Annotated in this window: 19 protein-coding genes; 14 read left to right on the top strand and 5 right to left on the bottom strand. The window is 67.2% G+C overall.

Annotated elements, in window-relative coordinates; genetic code table 11:
• Nucleotides 1-175: 175 nt before the first annotated feature.
• Nucleotides 176-1,576, bottom strand: a complete 1,401-nt coding sequence (locus C447_RS08160; protein ID WP_007692764.1) for a cryptochrome/photolyase family protein — start codon at nt 1,574-1,576, stop codon at nt 176-178.
• 134 nt (nt 1,577-1,710) lie between these two features.
• Here C447_RS08160 and C447_RS08155 point away from each other — a divergent pair, with 134 nt between their 5' ends.
• The 8 genes from C447_RS08155 (at nt 1,711) to C447_RS17920 (ending at nt 9,547) form a co-directional block, all read left to right on the top strand.
• Complete coding sequence (locus C447_RS08155; protein ID WP_007692761.1) at nt 1,711-3,195, top strand: ABC transporter substrate-binding protein; 1,485 nt, start codon at nt 1,711-1,713, stop codon at nt 3,193-3,195.
• Nucleotides 3,196-4,059 (top strand): branched-chain amino acid ABC transporter permease, encoded by an 864-nt coding sequence (locus tag C447_RS08150; protein WP_007692760.1) that lies wholly within the window; start codon nt 3,196-3,198, stop codon nt 4,057-4,059. It begins immediately after the preceding gene.
• A gap of 1 nt (nt 4,060) precedes the next feature.
• The gene (locus C447_RS08145; protein WP_007692757.1) at nt 4,061-5,254 is read left to right on the top strand and encodes a branched-chain amino acid ABC transporter permease; all 1,194 of its coding nucleotides are present in this window, start codon (nt 4,061-4,063) and stop codon (nt 5,252-5,254) included.
• The gene (locus C447_RS08140) at nt 5,251-6,084 is read left to right on the top strand and encodes an ABC transporter ATP-binding protein (protein WP_007692756.1); all 834 of its coding nucleotides are present in this window, start codon (nt 5,251-5,253) and stop codon (nt 6,082-6,084) included. Before C447_RS08145 ends, C447_RS08140 begins: the two co-directional genes overlap by 4 nt.
• Nucleotides 6,081-6,854: an ABC transporter ATP-binding protein gene (locus C447_RS08135; RefSeq protein ID WP_007692754.1), complete on the top strand. Its 774-nt coding sequence runs from the start codon at nt 6,081-6,083 to the stop codon at nt 6,852-6,854. Before C447_RS08140 ends, C447_RS08135 begins: the two co-directional genes overlap by 4 nt.
• A 117-nt stretch (nt 6,855-6,971) precedes the next feature.
• Nucleotides 6,972-8,546: a long-chain-fatty-acid--CoA ligase gene (locus C447_RS08130; protein WP_007692753.1), complete on the top strand. Its 1,575-nt coding sequence runs from the start codon at nt 6,972-6,974 to the stop codon at nt 8,544-8,546.
• Nucleotides 8,543-9,340, top strand: a complete 798-nt coding sequence (locus C447_RS08125) for an enoyl-CoA hydratase/isomerase family protein (protein WP_007692752.1) — start codon at nt 8,543-8,545, stop codon at nt 9,338-9,340. The genes C447_RS08130 and C447_RS08125 overlap by 4 nt, the downstream gene beginning before the upstream one ends.
• A 69-nt stretch (nt 9,341-9,409) precedes the next feature.
• Nucleotides 9,410-9,547: a hypothetical protein gene (locus C447_RS17920; protein WP_153300705.1), complete on the top strand. Its 138-nt coding sequence runs from the start codon at nt 9,410-9,412 to the stop codon at nt 9,545-9,547.
• 79 nt (nt 9,548-9,626) lie between these two features.
• Here the strand turns inward: C447_RS17920 and C447_RS08120 are convergent, their stop codons facing one another.
• Complete coding sequence (locus tag C447_RS08120) at nt 9,627-9,947, bottom strand: transcription factor S (protein ID WP_007692747.1); 321 nt, start codon at nt 9,945-9,947, stop codon at nt 9,627-9,629.
• A gap of 256 nt (nt 9,948-10,203) precedes the next feature.
• Between C447_RS08120 and C447_RS08115 the strand changes: the two genes are divergently transcribed.
• Together C447_RS08115 and C447_RS08110 are read left to right on the top strand one after the other, a co-directional pair.
• Complete coding sequence (locus C447_RS08115) at nt 10,204-10,431, top strand: ribbon-helix-helix protein, CopG family (protein WP_007692744.1); 228 nt, start codon at nt 10,204-10,206, stop codon at nt 10,429-10,431.
• 1 nt (nt 10,432) lies between these two features.
• A complete protein-coding gene (locus tag C447_RS08110; RefSeq protein WP_237713417.1) occupies nt 10,433-10,855 on the top strand; it encodes a type II toxin-antitoxin system VapC family toxin in 423 nt (140 codons plus the stop codon).
• A gap of 276 nt (nt 10,856-11,131) precedes the next feature.
• On the opposite strand, the gene C447_RS08105 is transcribed toward C447_RS08110, so the two are convergent.
• Nucleotides 11,132-11,899 carry an enoyl-CoA hydratase/isomerase family protein gene (locus tag C447_RS08105; RefSeq protein WP_007692740.1) on the bottom strand — a complete coding sequence of 256 codons (768 nt, stop codon included), beginning with the start codon at nt 11,897-11,899 and terminating at the stop codon, nt 11,132-11,134.
• 214 nt (nt 11,900-12,113) lie between these two features.
• On the opposite strand from C447_RS08105, the gene C447_RS08100 reads away from it, so the two are divergent.
• The 4 genes from C447_RS08100 to C447_RS08085 are packed head-to-tail and all read left to right on the top strand — an operon-like array spanning nt 12,114 to nt 14,520.
• Nucleotides 12,114-13,061, top strand: a complete 948-nt coding sequence (locus C447_RS08100; RefSeq protein ID WP_007692737.1) for an ABC transporter ATP-binding protein — start codon at nt 12,114-12,116, stop codon at nt 13,059-13,061.
• The gene (locus C447_RS08095) at nt 13,058-13,834 is read left to right on the top strand and encodes an ABC transporter permease (RefSeq protein ID WP_007692735.1); all 777 of its coding nucleotides are present in this window, start codon (nt 13,058-13,060) and stop codon (nt 13,832-13,834) included. The genes C447_RS08100 and C447_RS08095 overlap by 4 nt, the downstream gene beginning before the upstream one ends.
• A 39-nt stretch (nt 13,835-13,873) precedes the next feature.
• Nucleotides 13,874-14,263, top strand: coding sequence for a MaoC/PaaZ C-terminal domain-containing protein (locus C447_RS08090; protein ID WP_007692733.1), 390 nt, complete (start codon nt 13,874-13,876; stop codon nt 14,261-14,263).
• Nucleotides 14,264-14,307: 44 nt separating this feature from the next.
• The gene (locus C447_RS08085) at nt 14,308-14,520 is read left to right on the top strand and encodes a hypothetical protein (protein ID WP_007692731.1); all 213 of its coding nucleotides are present in this window, start codon (nt 14,308-14,310) and stop codon (nt 14,518-14,520) included.
• Here C447_RS08085 and C447_RS08080 read toward each other — a convergent pair.
• Together C447_RS08080 and C447_RS08075 are read right to left on the bottom strand one after the other, a co-directional pair.
• The gene (locus C447_RS08080; protein ID WP_007692728.1) at nt 14,483-15,460 is read right to left on the bottom strand and encodes a 5,10-methylenetetrahydromethanopterin reductase; all 978 of its coding nucleotides are present in this window, start codon (nt 15,458-15,460) and stop codon (nt 14,483-14,485) included. The genes C447_RS08085 and C447_RS08080 overlap by 38 nt on opposite strands.
• Nucleotides 15,447-15,695, bottom strand: a 249-nt coding sequence (locus C447_RS08075; protein WP_007692726.1) for a coenzyme F420-0:L-glutamate ligase, incomplete at its 5' end; no start/stop codon positions are given. The genes C447_RS08080 and C447_RS08075, both read right to left, overlap by 14 nt.

Genomic DNA, 15,695 nt, shown 5'->3' with positions numbered 1-15,695 from the left:
GCCGGAGGCGAACGAGGAGCGCAGTCGGCTGGGGAGGCATGTGGCTGTCACGGGGCGGTGCTATGCGGTCCCTCATTTGCGTCGGGATTTGGAAACGCGCGTGTCCGTGGCGGGTCAAATCACTGGGCGTAGCGTCCGACGTAGTCGCTCGGAAACCCGAATCATCGACGGAGTTTCAGTCGTCCTCATCGCCACGTGCGCGTTCGAACATCGCGATGGCCTCCTCGCGGCGTTCGCCGTGGTCACAGATCGGGTCGGGATAGTCGGGAGCCACGTCCGCGCGCTCGTCCTCGCTCAGTTCGTGCCACGAGTGGATGTCGTCCGGATCCACATCGTCGAGCTCCGGGACGTAAGTCTTGATGTACTCGGCGTCGGGGTCGTAGCGTTCGCCCTGGGTCATCGGGTTGAACACGCGAAAGTAGGGCTGGGCGTCCGTCCCTGTGGAGGCCGCCCACTGCCAGCCGCCGTTGTCGTTCGCGGTGTCGTGGTCAACGAGCAGTTCTCGGAAGTGGTCGTAGCCCGCCCGCCAGTCGAGCAGGAGGTCCTTCGTCAGGAACGCGGCGACGATCATCCGAACCCGGTTGTGGATGTAGGCCTCCTCGTGAAGTTGGCGCATCCCGGCATCGACGATTGGATAGCCCGTTTCGCCGTCCTTCCACGCGTCGAGGTCGTCGTCGCTCTCGCGCCACTCGATCGGGTTCTCGTAGGAGCTGTAGTTCTCCGTGACGACCTCGGGGTTGTACCGGAGCACCTGGGTGTAGAACTCCCGCCACGCGAGCTCCTCCCGGTAGGTCTCGATGGACTCACGGACGTCGTCGCCGTCGGCCCGGTCGGCGGCCTCGGCGACCCGTTCGGAGACCTCCCGGATCCCGATCGTGCCGTACTTGAGGTCCTGGGAGAGCCGCGAGGTGCCCGCGCGGGCGGGGTACTCGCGTTCGGTCTCGTACTCCCCGATCGCCGCCTCGCAGAACGAATCCAGCCGGTCCCGCGCCGCCTCGGTCCCGGCTTCCGGGAGGGTCGCGTCGGGCTCGTCGAACCCCAGGTCGTCGCTGGTCGGGAGGTCGTCGTCGCCCGCCCGGAGGGCGTCCCCGTTCGGCGGGGGATACGACGACTCCTTCTCGCGGTCGAGCCACTTCTTCCCGAAGTAGGAGAAGACCGCGTAGGGGTCGCCGTCGTTGGTCGTGATGGCCCCGGGCTCGTGGTGGACCGCGTCGTGGAACGTCTCGTGGTCGATATCGGCGTCGTCGAGCGCGCTCTCGACCCGCCGGTCGCGCTCGCGTGCGAGTCCCGTGTAGTCGTGGTTCCAGAACACCGCTTCGGCCCCGTGTTCGTCGGCGAGTCGCGGGAGTTCCTCGGCCGGGTCGCCGTGTGCGACGACCAGACCGCCGCCGCGGTCACGGTAGTCCTCGCGGAGCGCGTCGAGCGAGTCGAGGAGGAAGGCGACCCGGGCCGGACCCGCGTGGTCGAGGACGGTCGGGTCGAAGACGAACACCGGGAGGACCTCGCCCTCGGCGGCCGCCGCGAGCGCACGGTTGTCCGCCACCCGGAGGTCGCGACGGTGCCAGTGAAGTCGCATGAACGGGCTACGGAGTCGGGTTTCCTAAGTCATCGGGTCGTGGCACCCCCGGCCTCGACCGAACCGCTCTACCGACAACCATCACGTTCGTGCATCATATTTATATAGTATGTATGCTACTATCGTACAGACCGATGGCTACCGATGATAACGAGGATCCCGACAAACGGACCGATGGAAGCGATGTCGAGGATAGACCGAACAATGGAAATAAACGTGACACTGCGCGACGGCGGTTCCTTCGGGTCACCGGCGGTGCGGCGCTCGCGACCACGGTGACCGGCTGTCTGAGTCTCGGCGGTGGCTCCGGTGGGTCGAACGGATCGGGCGGGGCGGGCGGTGGCGAGGGCGGAAACGGTAGTGAGGGTGGCGGCGGGAGCGGTGGTGGCGGTGGAAGCGGTGGGGGTGGCGGGAACGGTTCCAGCACCCAGGGAAACTCCGGCGGCGGAAACGCCATCGAGGGCCCGGTCACGATCGGGGTGCTCGCACCCGACCCCGAGAACGACCCCATCGGTGGCTCGATAGTCAACGCCGCCGAACTCGCCGTCGAGGAGCTCAACAATAACGGCGGGATCGGCGGCGCACAGGTCGAACTCGCCACCGGCAACACCGAATCCGACCCCTCGACGGGTCAACAACGGTATCGCGAACTCGTGTTGAACCAGAACGCCGACGTCACGACCGGGGTGTTCACGAGCGAGGTGTTGCTCGAGATCATGGACGACATCGCCCAGCAGCAGGTCGTCCACATCACGGCCGGCGCGGCGAGCACGGAAGCTTCGCGGATGGTGGCCGAGAACTACGACCAGTATAAGTACCACTTCCGGGCGGGACCGATCAACGACCGCGACCTCGGGCAGAACCTCGTCGACTTCGGGAAGGCCAACTTCGAGAACATGGGCTGGGATTCGACCTACGCGATGGTCGAGGATTACTCGTGGACCGAGCCGATCTCCGAGCTCTTCGACCGGAAGCTCGGGAGTACGGGTGCGGAGGTCGCGGGCAACCAGCGCTACGCCAGCGGCACCTCGAACTTCGGGCCCCTGTTCGACGACGTCGAGAGTTCGGGCGCGAGCGGGATGTTCACAGCGATGGCCCATACGGGTACGGAGGCCGTCGTCCAGTGGGCCAAACAGCAACGGCCGTTCGGCTTCGCTGGGATCCACGTCCCGATGCAGCTCCCCTCCTACTACGAATCCGTCAACGGCGCGTGTCTCTACGGCGTGACCCAGACCTCCGCGACGCCCCAGAGCGAGATCACGAAGAAGACCCAGCCGTTCGTCGAGGCCTACAACCAGCAGTTCGATAGCTACCCGGTGTACACCGGCTACATCACCTACGACGCGATCAAGCTCTACGCCGCGATGGTCGAGCAGACCGGCACCAAGAACGCGGACCAACTCGTCTCGGCGATGGAGGACGCGTCGTTCACCGCGACCACCGGCACCCTCGAGTTCTACGGTCGGGACCAGGAGTTCCCCCACGACCCGGTCTACAGCGAGGACGCGATCTATCCCGTCTTCCTCCAGTGGCAGGAGGGCGATGGGAGCGGGGTACAGGAGGTCGTCTGGCCCGAACAGTACAAGACCGCCGACTACCAGCAGCCCGCGTGGATCTGAATGGTCGCCGTCGCACCCATCCTCGTCAACGGCCTGGTGATCAGTTCGCTCTACGCGCTGGTCGCGGTCGGTTTCACGATGATCTTCGGCGTCGGCGGCACGATAAACCTCGCCCACGGCGCGGTGATCACGGTGGGCGCGTTCGCGGCCTACTCGATCACGTCGGCGGGCTTCGGTGTCTGGGCTGGTGCGCTCGCCGCGATGGTGGTGCCCGCGGTGTTCAGCGTGTTGCTCTACAAGGGGTTCGCCGAGCGCCGCCGCGACAACGTCGTGGTCGTGATGATCCTCACCCTGCTGGCGTCAATCGGTGTCGAGGAACTCGTCCGGATCGTCGAGGGCACCCAGCCGCGCGCGATCCCGCCGCTGGTTGCGGGGACCACCAACCTCCTCGGAACCACCGTCCAGAACAACCTCGTCGTCGTGTTCGTGCTGTCGTGGGTGCTCATCGGAGGATTGTTCGGCTTCATCAACTACACCAACACGGGCAAGGCGATCCTCGCGACCAGCATGAGCACGCGCGGGGCGGCGCTGGTCGGGATCGAGAGCGACCGAGTCAACCTCTACACCTGGGCGATCGCGGGGCTGCTCGCCGGGCTCGCGGGGCTCTTCCTTGGCTCCTATCAGACCGCGAGCTGGGCGATGGGGCGCGACCCGCTCGTGCTCTCCTTTTCGATCGTGGTGCTCGGCGGGCTGGGCTCGATCCGGGGGAGCCTCGTCGCGGCGTACGTCATCGGCTTCCTCGAAGTCATCACCACCTCGGCGGTCGACCCGCGACTCAGCGGTCTCGCGGGGCTCGTCGTGCTCGTGGCCGTGTTGCTCGTGAAACCCGAGGGCCTCTTCGGCCGGGAGTTCACGGAGGCATAGCGTGTCGGACGAACCCCTCCCCGGCGAGGCGAACGGGTCCAGGGAGTCGGCCGAAACCGCCGACGGGCGGAACACGTCGCTCGGCTCGTCGATACTGAAACCCCGTTACCTGCTCGGGTTCCTCGGGGTCGTGGCGTTCGCCGTCCTCCCGTTCGCCGGGATATCGACCACACAGCTCCTCGTCCTCATCGGGGCCTTCTACTTCGGGATGTTCGCGATGAGCTGGGATACGGTCTCGGGCTACACCGGCGAGATCAGCTTCGGTCACGCCCTCTTCTTCGCCGTCGGCGGCTACACCTCGACGCTCCTCAACCTGGGGTACGGGGTCTCGCCCGGGCTCTCGATCCCGGCTGGGGTCGTCCTCGCGGCGGTCGCGGGCGTCCTGATCGGCGTGCCGGCGCTCCGCGTTCGGGGACCGTACCTCTCCCTCATCACCCTGGTCGCGCCGCTGATACTCCTCCAGGTGTTCGTGATCTACGGGGACATCTTCGGCGGCGAACTCGGTCTGAGCGCGCCGACAGGACTGGTGTCCGCCCCGGACTTCGAGCTCGTCGTGCTCGCGAACTACTACATCGGCTTCGGGCTCTTCCTCGCGATCATGGGACTCCTGTTCGTCGTCACCCGCTCTGACGTGGGGTCGGTACTGACGGCGGTCCGTGAGGACGAGGACGCGGTCGCCGCCGCGGGGTTGAACGTGGCGAAGTTCAAGCTGTTCGCGTTCGTGCTGAGCGCGGCGGTCGGCGGCCTCGCGGGCGCGGTGTTCGTCCACACGCCGATCGGCAGCCCGCGGCCGAGCCAGCTCCTCGCGCTCACCGTGAGCATCGAGGTCCTGATCGCGGCGATCCTCGGCGGGATGGGGACCATCGTCGGCGCGGGCCTCGGCGGCGTGTTCTTCTACTTCTTCAACGACGTCCTGAACCAACAGGGTTGGACCCTTCCGGTCCTCGGGGTCGGGGTCGACGAAGCCAGCCTCCTGATCTTCGTACTGCTCACGATGGTCGTCGTCTACGCCCTGCCACAGGGGGTGTTCCCGTGGGCCCTCCGGTCCGGTCGGCGGGCGCTTGGCCGCGCTCGCGGGCAGCAGGTCGCGACCGACGGCGGAACGGTGGACGGGGATCCGCCGTCGGGTGATGGATCGACACCCCTGGAGCGTGCGACCGACCGATTCCGAGAGCTACTGGAGGACGACGAATGAGCACGGATTCACGAACCCACGACACAGCGGACGAATCGTCGAGGACGAACGAGCACGGGACGAGTGCGAACGCCGCTGACGCGTCGTACGGACCCGACGACGGGTTGCTGGTGCTCGACGGCGTCACGAAACGGTTCGGCGGGCTGACGGCGGTCGACGACCTCTCGTTCGCGGTCGAGTCCGGCGAGATACTCGGCTTCATCGGCCCGAACGGCGCGGGGAAGTCGACGACGTTCGACTGCGTCACCGGCGTGTTCCCGCCGACCGAGGGCACCGTCCGGTACGACGGCGAGGACGTCACCGGCACCGCGACCCACCGGATGGTCAAACGGGGACTCGCGCGCACGTTCCAGTCGTTCCGCCCGCTCTCCGATCGCTCGGTACTCGACAACGTCGCGCTCGCGCTCACACCCGACAAGGTGTTCACGCTCTCGGGATTGCGGGGTCGGACCCACGACCGCGCCCGAGCGGTCTGTGAACGGGTGGGACTCGGGGACCGACTCGACGTCTCCCCGTCGGAACTCCCACACGCCGGCTTGCTCCGGCTCGAACTCGCGCGGGCGCTCGCCACCGACCCCGACCTCCTACTGGTCGACGAGCCGTTCGCGGGACTCTCGACCGGCGAGGTCGAGAGCGTCTCCGACCTCCTCGCGGACCTCCGTGACGAGGGCCTGACCCTCGTAGTGGTCGACCACAACATGCGCGGGCTGCTCTCACTGATCGACCGCGCGGTCGTGATCCGGTTCGGCGCGAAGCTCGCCGAGGGCACGCCCGACGAGATCCGGTCGAACGAGGAGGTTCAAGAGGCCTACCTCGGGGGGAGCACGTGAGCACCGATTCAGGGTGGAGTGCCGACGAAACCGGCACCGAGAGTGCCGAAGCAGCCGGCGACGAGACCGGAACGGCGATGCTCGCGGTCGAGGAGCTCCACGTCTCCTACGGCAAGGTGGCCGCGCTCCAGGGGATCGACCTCCACGTCGGCCGCGGCGAGGTCGTTTCGGTGATCGGCCCGAACGGTGCGGGCAAGACCACGCTCGCGGAGACCGTCTCGGGCTTTCACGACTACGAGGGCAGCGTCCGGTTCGACGGGACCGAGGTCCGTAGTCGCTCGACCAGCGACCTCGTTGGCGACGGCCTGGTCCACTGTACCGAGGGCCGCGACCTCTTCGGACACATGAGCGTCGCGGACAACCTCGCGCTCGGGGCCTTTCGACGGGGGAACGCCGAGGAGCGCCGGGCGTTCGTCTACGACCTCTTCCCCACGCTCGAAGACCGAGCGAGCCAGCACGCCCGAACCATGAGCGGGGGCGAACAGCAGATGCTCGCCATCGGTCGCGCGCTGATGGGCTCGCCCGACCTCCTCGTGCTCGACGAACCAACGCTCGGGCTCGCGCCGGTCGTCCTCCAGGACATCAGCGAGGGCCTCGAACGCATTCGCGAGGCCGGGGTCACGCTCTTGCTCTGCGAACAGAACGTGACGTTCGCGATGGACCACGCCGACCGGATCGTGTTGCTCGAAAACGGATCGGTCGTCAGGGTTGGGAGCCCCGAGGACCTCCGCGACGACGACTACATCCGCGAGGTCTACCTCGGCGGTTGACCCGGACGCGAAACCCCGACCGATTACGATCGGTAACTGGTGGATGAGAAGGACGAACCACTGTTTCACGTGAGGGGAACGTTTTAACCGACGGCACGCGTTCCTTCATGGGAATCCATGACGAATCTCGTGACCAACGTCGATTCCACGGCGGCGGAGCACCCGGACGCGACCGCGATCCACTACGACGGAACGGACCTGAGCTATCGGGAGTTCTGGGCTCGAACTGGGCAGTTCGCGGCAGGGCTCGCGGACGCGGGCATCGAACCCGGCGACCGCGTCGGGGTCTACCTCCCGAACCTCCCGCAGTTCGTGGTGAGCTTCCACGGCGCGCTCCGGGCGGGGGCGGTCGTGGTCCCGATGAACCCCCAGTACAAATCCCGGGAGATCGGTCACTTGCTCGGGGACAGCGGGGCGACGCTCGTCGTCACGCTCGCGGACCTCGTCCCGGTGGTCGAGGAGGCCCGGGACGAGACCGACGTCGAGACGGTCGTGAGCCTCGGCGAGGTCGACGGTGCGACGTCGTTCGAGGCGTTCCTCGTCGACGAGTCACCCGCGGTCGTCGACCGTGCGGACGACGACGTGGCGTGTCAGCCCTACACCTCGGGGACCACGGGCCAGCCGAAGGGAGTACTGTTGACCCACCACAACCTCGCCTCGAACGCCCGGATGGCGACCGACCTCCTGCCCGGCGGAACCAGACCCGACGACCGCTCGCTCGGCGTGCTCCCGCTCTTTCACATCTACGGGATGACGGTGACGATGAACACCTCGCTGTTCTCGGGGGCGGCCTACTACCCGCTGCCGTCGTGGGACGCCCAGCAGGCGCTCTCGCTCATCGAGTCCGAGGAGATCACCATCATGCAGGGCGTGCCGGCGATGTACAACGATATCGTGAACCAGCCGAACCTCGACGAGTTCGACTGCTCGTCGCTCCGGTTCGTCAACGCGGGCGGGAGCAGCCTCCCGATGGAGGTGCTCCGGCGGTTCGAGGAGGAGTTCGACATCGAACTCTACGAGGGCTACGGCCTCACTGAGACCTCACCGGTGACCCACTTCAACAGCCCCGACGCGCGGCGGCCGGGGTCGATCGGGCAGACCTTGCCCGGTGTGGAGGCGAAGATCGTCGACCACGAGTTCGAGCCGGTCCGAAAGGTCGACCGCGGTCCGGTCGACGAGGGCGAGACCGACCTCGACGGGATAACCGGTGAGCTCGTCGTCAGCGGCCCGAACGTGATGAAGGGGTATCACGACAGGCCCGAGGCGAACGAGTCGGTCTTCACCGAGGAGGGTGGGAACCGGTGGTTCCACACCGGCGACGTGGGCTACTGGGACGCCGAGGACTTCTTCTACATCGTCGACCGCGAGAAGCACATGATCGTCACCGGCGGCTACAACGTCTATCCCCGGGAGATCGAGGAGTTGCTGTTCGAACACCCCGACGTGGCCGACGCCGCGGTGGTCGGGATCCCGGACGAACGCCGAGGCGAGACGGTGAAGGCGTTCGTTGTTCCGACACCGGATTCCGAAACCAGCGAGGAGGAGATCAAGGAGTACTGCCTCGACAGCCTCGCGGCGTACAAACACCCCAGGGAGGTGGAGTTCGTCGAGGAGCTGCCGCGGACGACGACCGGGAAGGTCCAGAAGTTCGAGCTCCGTGAGCGCGAGCAGGGAACGGAGGCGGCACGGTGAGCGACGAGGACGCGGTCCTGCTCGACGTCGAGGACGGTGTGGCGACGCTGACGTTGAACCGACCGGACGTGCGCAACGCGCTCACCCACGAGGTCTCGCGGGGGATCCTCGACGCGCTCGACGAGGTGCAGGAGGGGAACGCGCGGTGTCTCGTGGTCACGGGTGCGGGCGGGGCGTTCTCGGCCGGCGGGGACGTCAACGCGATGGCCGAACGGCTCGCGGGCGACGTGCCGCTCGCGGAGGCGGTCGAGCGGATCGTCCAGGACACCAGTCGGGCGGTCACGCGGGTCGCGCGCTTCCCGCTGCCCACGATCGCGAAGATCGACGGCGTGGCGTTCGGCGCGGGCGCGAACCTCGCGGTGGCCTGCGACGTCCAGCTCGCGAGCGCGGAGTCGAGGATCAGTTTCGGCTTCCGGCAGGTGGGACTGGCGGTGGATTCGGGGACTTCGTACTTCCTGCCGCGGATCGTAGGCGAGAACACCGCGAAAGAGTTGGTCTTCACTGGGGAACTCGTCGAGGCCGAGCGCGCGGAGTCGCTGGGGCTGTTCAACCACGTCTATCCCGAGAACGAGTTCGACGAGCAGGCCGACGAGTTCGTCGAGGGGGTCGCGACCGGGCCGACGGTGGCGCTCAAGACCTCGAAGCGGCTGGTCGGGCAGGGGTTCGAGAGCTCACTGGATCAGGCGATGGAGAACGAGGCCGCCGCGCAGGCCGCGGTGTTCGAGACCCACGACCACCGCGAGGGCGCGGAGTCGTTCATGTCGCGCGAGGAGCCGGAGTTCGAGGGCCGGTAGGCCGCCCGGCGGGCGGTTGCGGTGCGGCCGGCGGCCGCGTGCGGGTGCGGTTTGCGGTGGAGATTCCTGGTGGATGAAGGGCGAGGCGCGAACGAAGTGAGCGCCGAGGGCTTCGGCGGTGCTGTGCGGTCGCGGTGGTGGTGCTGTGCGGAGCCGTTAGTGATCGTCCCGCGAGCGACCAGCGGGAGCGAGCGGGCCGACGACTGACCAGCGGGAAGGAGGAGGCTTTTGATCCACATTTTGCCAGGGAGCGAGCAACGCGAGCGACCGCAGCAAAAGGTGGTTGTTAGTGATCGTCCTCGCGCCAGCGGTGCTCGCAGTTGGTACAGACGAAGAACCGGGTTTCGGACTCGTCGGCCGAGCGGATCTGTTGCATGTACCAGTAGGCCTCGTCGTTGCCACACTCATCGCAGTGGACCTCGGTGGTGGGAAGTCCCCGGTCGTCCACGTCGCTGACGTCGATGACCTCGGTTTCCTCCTGGCCCTGGGTCGTCGTCATCGCGGCCTCGGTTTCGGCGTTACGCGGTTTGGCGAACCCACAGCTCCCACAGACCCACTCGTCGCCCTCGGTCTTCATCATCGAGCCGCACTCGTCGCAGAATTCCATGCCCGCGGTATGAAGCTGGCCGGATTTAAGCCCCGGGTTCCCGAGCGCGGTGGGAGCTGTTCGTACTCGTTTCTTCGATCGAAGGGTGCTCACACTCGTCGGTCGTTCACAGTGGGTCGTGCGGCCCGACCGCAACCGCCCGGTGCTCGCGGATGGCCCTCCGTAGCGAGCCGCCGCGTCCCGAAGGCCACGAAAGAGGGAACGAACCTTAGAGGATACAACAGTTAAGTAAGACGCTATCGTACTACTTTGTAGTATGACGAAGACCGTTTCGGCGAAGATCCCGGACGAGATGAAAGCCGCGATCGACCGTGAGGACATCAACGTGAGCGAGGTGATCCGTGAGGCGATCGAGGACGCGCTCACCGAGCAGCGGCGCGAAGCCCTCCAGCGCGACGCCGCGACGCTCCGCGAGAGCGTCGGCGGGCAGGTCGATTCCGAGACGGTGACCGAGGCGGTCCGTGAGACGCGGCGGGACAACTGACGTGGCGAGGAAGCTCTTCGATGCGAGCTCGCTAGTGGATATTCTCATCGGGGCTGGTGGCGTGACTGTCGGTGTCGAGGCCGTGTTCGACCAGCACATCCTGGATCTGACGATCTACGAATCCTCGAACGCGCTCTGGAAGATCGCGTTCGCCAGGGATGAACTGACGGCGACCGAACTCGAAAACGCTATCAGCATTCTCGGACGGATCGAGCGCGACGTATCGGTCGAGAAGGCAACCGGGGCGACGCTGCTCTCGGTGATACAAACCGCTCGGCAAACAGGTTGCACGTTCTACGACGCGAGTTACATCGCCGTCGCTTCTCTCCACGACCTGACGCTCGTGACGGAGGATACCGCCGTACGCGAAGCGGCGGCGGGCGAGGACGTCGAGTCCCTTTCAGTGGCGGACCTCCCCGAGTAGTGCTGCGGTCCGTATCAACCACTCGACGCCGCTGCCCGAGCCGTATGGGCGAGTATCGCTAGTCACTCGAAGTCGGGCTCGCGGTCTTCCACAAAGGCCGTCATGCCGCTCGTACCTTTTTACTTCGGCGGGATGCGCTCGCTTCGCTCGCGCACCTCGCCTCGCAAAAATCTACGCTAAAAACTGCCGCTCACTCCCTCCAGTCGTTCGCGGTGGGTACGTGGCTCGACCGCAACCGTGGCCCGCCGACTGTGAGGGGGAGCGCTTTGTGAGCACTCACTCGAAGTCGGGTTCGCGGTCTTCCACAAAGGCCGTCATCCCTTCGTGCTGGTCGGCGGTCCCGAAGAGGCCGCTCCAGAGGCGGCGCTCGTAGGTCAGGCCGTCCGACTGGTCGGATTCGTGGACCTGGTTCAGCGACTCCTTCGCGGCCTGGAGGGCGTACTTGGGTTTGGCGGCGAGCTCCGCGGCCATCTCGGCGACGTGAGAATCGAGTTCGTCGTGGGCGACGAGCTCGCCGACGAGGCCGAACCGGTGGGCGTCCTGAGCGTCGAGGCGCTCGCCGAAGAAGACCAGCCGACGGGCGAGTTCGTCGCCCACGAGCCGCGAGAGGCGTTGTGTGCCGCCCCATCCAGGGACGATCCCGAGATCGATCTCGGTCTGGCCGAGCATCGCGCGCTCGCTCGCCACCCGGAGGTCGGCGGCGAGCGCGAGTTCGCAACCCCCGCCGAAGGCGTAACCGTTGATGGCGGCGATCACGGGTGCGGGGAACGTCTCGATGGCGTCGGTGACCCGATGGCCGAGCTCCGCGTAGGCTTGGGCTTCTGGCACCGAGAGGTCCGCCATGTAGCCGATGTCCGCACCAGCGACGAACGCCTTCTCACCAGCGCCGGTGAGCACCAGCGCGCGGGCGTCGCGGGCCTCCGAGAGCGCTTCCTCCAGGGCTTCGAGGGTCTCGACGTTCATCGCGTTCAGCCGGTCCGGTCGGTCGACGGTGATGGTCGCCACGTCGCCGTCCCATTCGAGGCCGATGGTCTCCCAGGACATATCCCCGGAAACGGTGGGCGGCGGCATAACGGCTCGGTCCAACCCGGCCCGCGCGAATCTCCGGTCATCGCCCCAACAGGAGAGGGACACCATCCAGCGGCAAACGAACGGAAGGGGTACTATCGGACGGAAATCAGTGCGGAGGCACCCGGCGATATCGATGGATGTCGACCTTTGAAGTGAGCCGGCTGCGACGAGCCGCACAGAAGGCTCGATGTCGGAACCCTCGACCCAAGACGAATCGAACCCGGTGATCACCGTCGAGGGCCTCACCAAGCACTACGGCGATGTGCTCGCGGTCGACGACGTGAGCTTCGCGGTCCGGGAGGGCGAGATCTTCGGCGTCGTCGGGCCGAACGGGTCGGGCAAGACCACGACCGTCGAATCGGTGATGGGGCTCGGTCCGTTCGAGGGCGAGGTACGCGTGCTGGGACTCGACCCCCGTCGGGAGCGCACCGCGCTCGCCCAGCGGATCGGCATGCAGCTTCAGGCCGCCGAACTCCCCGCCCGGCTCACGGTGCTCGAACTCCTCGACCTGTTTTCGACGTTCTACGACGAGACGGTGGCCTACGAACCGCTGCTCGAAATGTGGGGGATCGACGACGAACGCCACAGCCGATTCGAGGCGCTCTCGGGCGGGCAGCAACAGCGGCTGTTCATCGCGCTCGCGCTCCTCAACGACCCCGAGGTGGTCTTCGTCGACGAACTCACCACCGGACTCGACCCCGAAGCCCGCGAGGCGGCGTGGAGGCTTGTCGAGCGCATCCGTGAGGAGGGGACGACCGTCGTACTGGTCACCCACTACATGGCCGAAGCCGAAACCCTCTGTGACCGGGTGGCGATCCTCGACGACGGCGACCTCGTCGCGCTCGACACCCCGCGAGACCTGCTCGCGGACCTCGATGCGGGTCGTGGCGTGGTGTTCGACGACCATCCCGACCTCGACCTCGACGGGGTTCGTGGCCTCGAAGCGGTCGAACGGGTCGAGCGCGCCGATGGCGTGGTCCGGGCGTTCGGGGCCGCCGACGACCTCGTCTCGTCGGTGGTGCTCGAACTCGAAGGGCAGGCGACACCGTTACGAAACCTCCGGACGCTCCAACCGGACCTCGCCGACGTGTTCATGGAGCGCACGGGCCGGACGGAGGAGGCGCACGGGAGATGAACGCTCGGAGCTATCGAAAGCTCGTCGAGGCCCACGCCAAACGCCTCGCGCGCGAACCGATGACGTTGTTCTTCACGCTCGCCTTCCCCCTGTTGTTCCTCCTGCTCATCGGAACCGTCTTCGACGCCGGAGCGGGCGGTGCGGCAGGTGGGGCGGGGGGCGGTCGAGGTGCAGCCGACGCTTACGCTTACGGGATCGACCAACTCGTGCCCGCGCTCGTGGGACTCGTGCTCGGCTCGATCGCGCTCACCACGATCCCCGTCTCGACCGCCAGCGACCGAGAACAGGGCGTACTGCGGCGGTTCAAGGCCAGTCCGATGCCCGCGTGGCGGTGGGTCGCCACCGAGGTCACGACCTACTTCGTGGTCGCGCTGCTCGGGGTGCTCCTGTTGGTGGTCGGCGGGCTGGTGGTCTACGACGTCCGGTTTTCGGGCAGCTGGGTGGCCGTGTTCGCGGGCTTCTCCTTGAGCGCGCTCTCGTTCATCGCCTTCGGCTATCTGGTCGCCAGCCTCTCGCCCACCCCACGGGTCGCCAGCGTGGTCGGACAGGTACTCTACATGCCGATGCTGTTCCTCTCGGGTGCGGTGATGCCGCTCTCGGCGCTCCCCGACTGGCTCCACGCCGTCGCCGAGGTGTTCCCGATGACCCACGTCGTGCGGGTGATGCAGGCGCTCTGGTTCGGTCGGGGCTGGCCGGTGGAGTCGGTGGCGGTGCTCCTCGGCGTGCTGGTCGTCGGCGGCGGGCTGTCGGCGCGGCTCTTCCGATGGGAGTAGCGCCGACAGTATATTCCGGACCGTCCGTATAGAAGCCCCATGCCGAGCACACCGAACCCCGAGGTGGGCGACGTCCACACCTTCGAGCGTACCTTCACCCGTGAGGACGTCGAGCGCTTCGGCGAGGTCTCGGGCGACCAGCAGACGATCCACACCGAACCCGACGAGGAGGGTCGGCTCGTGGTGCAGGGGCTCCTCACCGCGACGCTTCCCACCAAGATCGGCGGCGACCTCGGCGTGCTCGCGCGGTCGATGGAGTTCGAGTTCCTCGCACCCGTTCGCACCGGCGAGTCGATCACCTGCGAGGTCACCGTCGACGCCGTGGAGGGGCGCGACGACCGCCACGACGTCGCGTGTTCGGTGGTCTGTCATCGGGGACGCGAGGTCGTGATGCGGGCGGCGTTCGAGGGCCTGATCTGGAAGGAGTGATCCCGGACGAACAAACACAAGTAGCCCGCTTGCCTACCCGAGGTATGGCAAACATCGTCGTCGTCCTCCTCGGCAACGTCGTCGACCTCGTCCAGCTCATGGTCGAGGCCGCGCTCGCCAGCCCGCTCTCGATCATCCCGATCCTCACCGGGGTCGTGCTGTTCGCAGTCTCCTTCGGGCTGTTCGGCTACCTCACGATCGGCGGGCTCACCGCCGGCCTCACGTCACCGAACACCGATCACACACAGCGCCGGTAAGCCGGACCGCCGCGTCGAGGTCGGGACCCAGCGGCGAACTCACGACGAGGCTGTCGGCGTGGTCCATCACCTCTCGAACTCGTGACTCGACCGTCGCCGGCTCCCCGGCGATACAGAACGCCTCGACCATCGCCTCGCTCACCCGGTCGAACGCGGCCGAGAAGTCCCCTGCCGAGATCGACTCCCCGATAGCGGCGGCGCGGTCGGCGTCGATCCCGTGGCGGTCGAGGACCGGTTCCGGTGCGCCGGCGGCGATGAACGCCACCGGCGGGCGGGCGGCCTCGCGCGCTGCCGCCTCGTCCTCGGCGATGCTCACGCTGGCGTAGGCCGCGAGGTCGAACTCGCTCCCGACGACGCGCTCATCCAACCCTTCCTCGACGCGCTCGCGCGCCCACTCGAGGTCGTCGGGATGCGATCCGTTGAAGAGCAGCCCGTCGGCGTGTTTCGCGGCCATCCGGCACATCTCCGGCCCTTCGGCCCCGACGTAGACCGGGATCCGATTCGCCTCGTAGTTCAGCCCCGCCTCGTGTGCGGTGAACGACCCCTCGTGGTCGACGCGGTCGCCGTCCCAGAGTTCGCGGGCGACTTCGAAGGATTCGAGCACCGACCGGAGCCCGCGCTGCTCGCCGAGGCCCAGGTTTTTGAGGGTCGAGGGGTCGCCCGGACCCACCCCGAACACGCCCCGCCCGTCGGCGAGTTCGTCGAGGGTCGCGACCCGCGAGGCGAGCGTCACGGGGTGGGTCTCGTAGGGGTTCGTGATGCCCGGTCCCAGCCGAATTCCGTCCGTGCGGTCGGCGAGCAGGGTGAGGGCGGCGAACGGGTCGCGGTTGTTGTAGTGGTGGCTCGCGAAGACCGTATCGAAGCCCGCCTCGGCGGCGAGTTCGCCGAGGTCGACGAGGCGTTCCGTGGGGTGTTCGGGCGTGAGTTCAATCCCCCGCATACGACCACTCCCGGAGGGACTGCCTGATGAAGTCGCCCTCGACGTCGCGAAAGAGGTTGTCGCTCGTGCCGACCTCGTCGAGCGAGAGGTCGCGAACCACCGCGACCGGCGTCCCGCCCGCGCCCTCGCCCGCGACGAGGTTCGCCGCCGCCGCGAGTTCGTCGACGACGGATTCGACGGTCACACCCATCTCGCGACCGTCGCGGTCGTGCTCGCCCCGCCAGTCGCGGCTCCC

This window comes from Halococcus hamelinensis 100A6 (genome assembly GCF_000336675.1).
Classification (GTDB): Archaea; Halobacteriota; Halobacteria; order Halobacteriales; family Halococcaceae; genus Halococcus; species Halococcus hamelinensis.
This window is presented reverse-complemented; position numbering and strand designations above follow the sequence as displayed.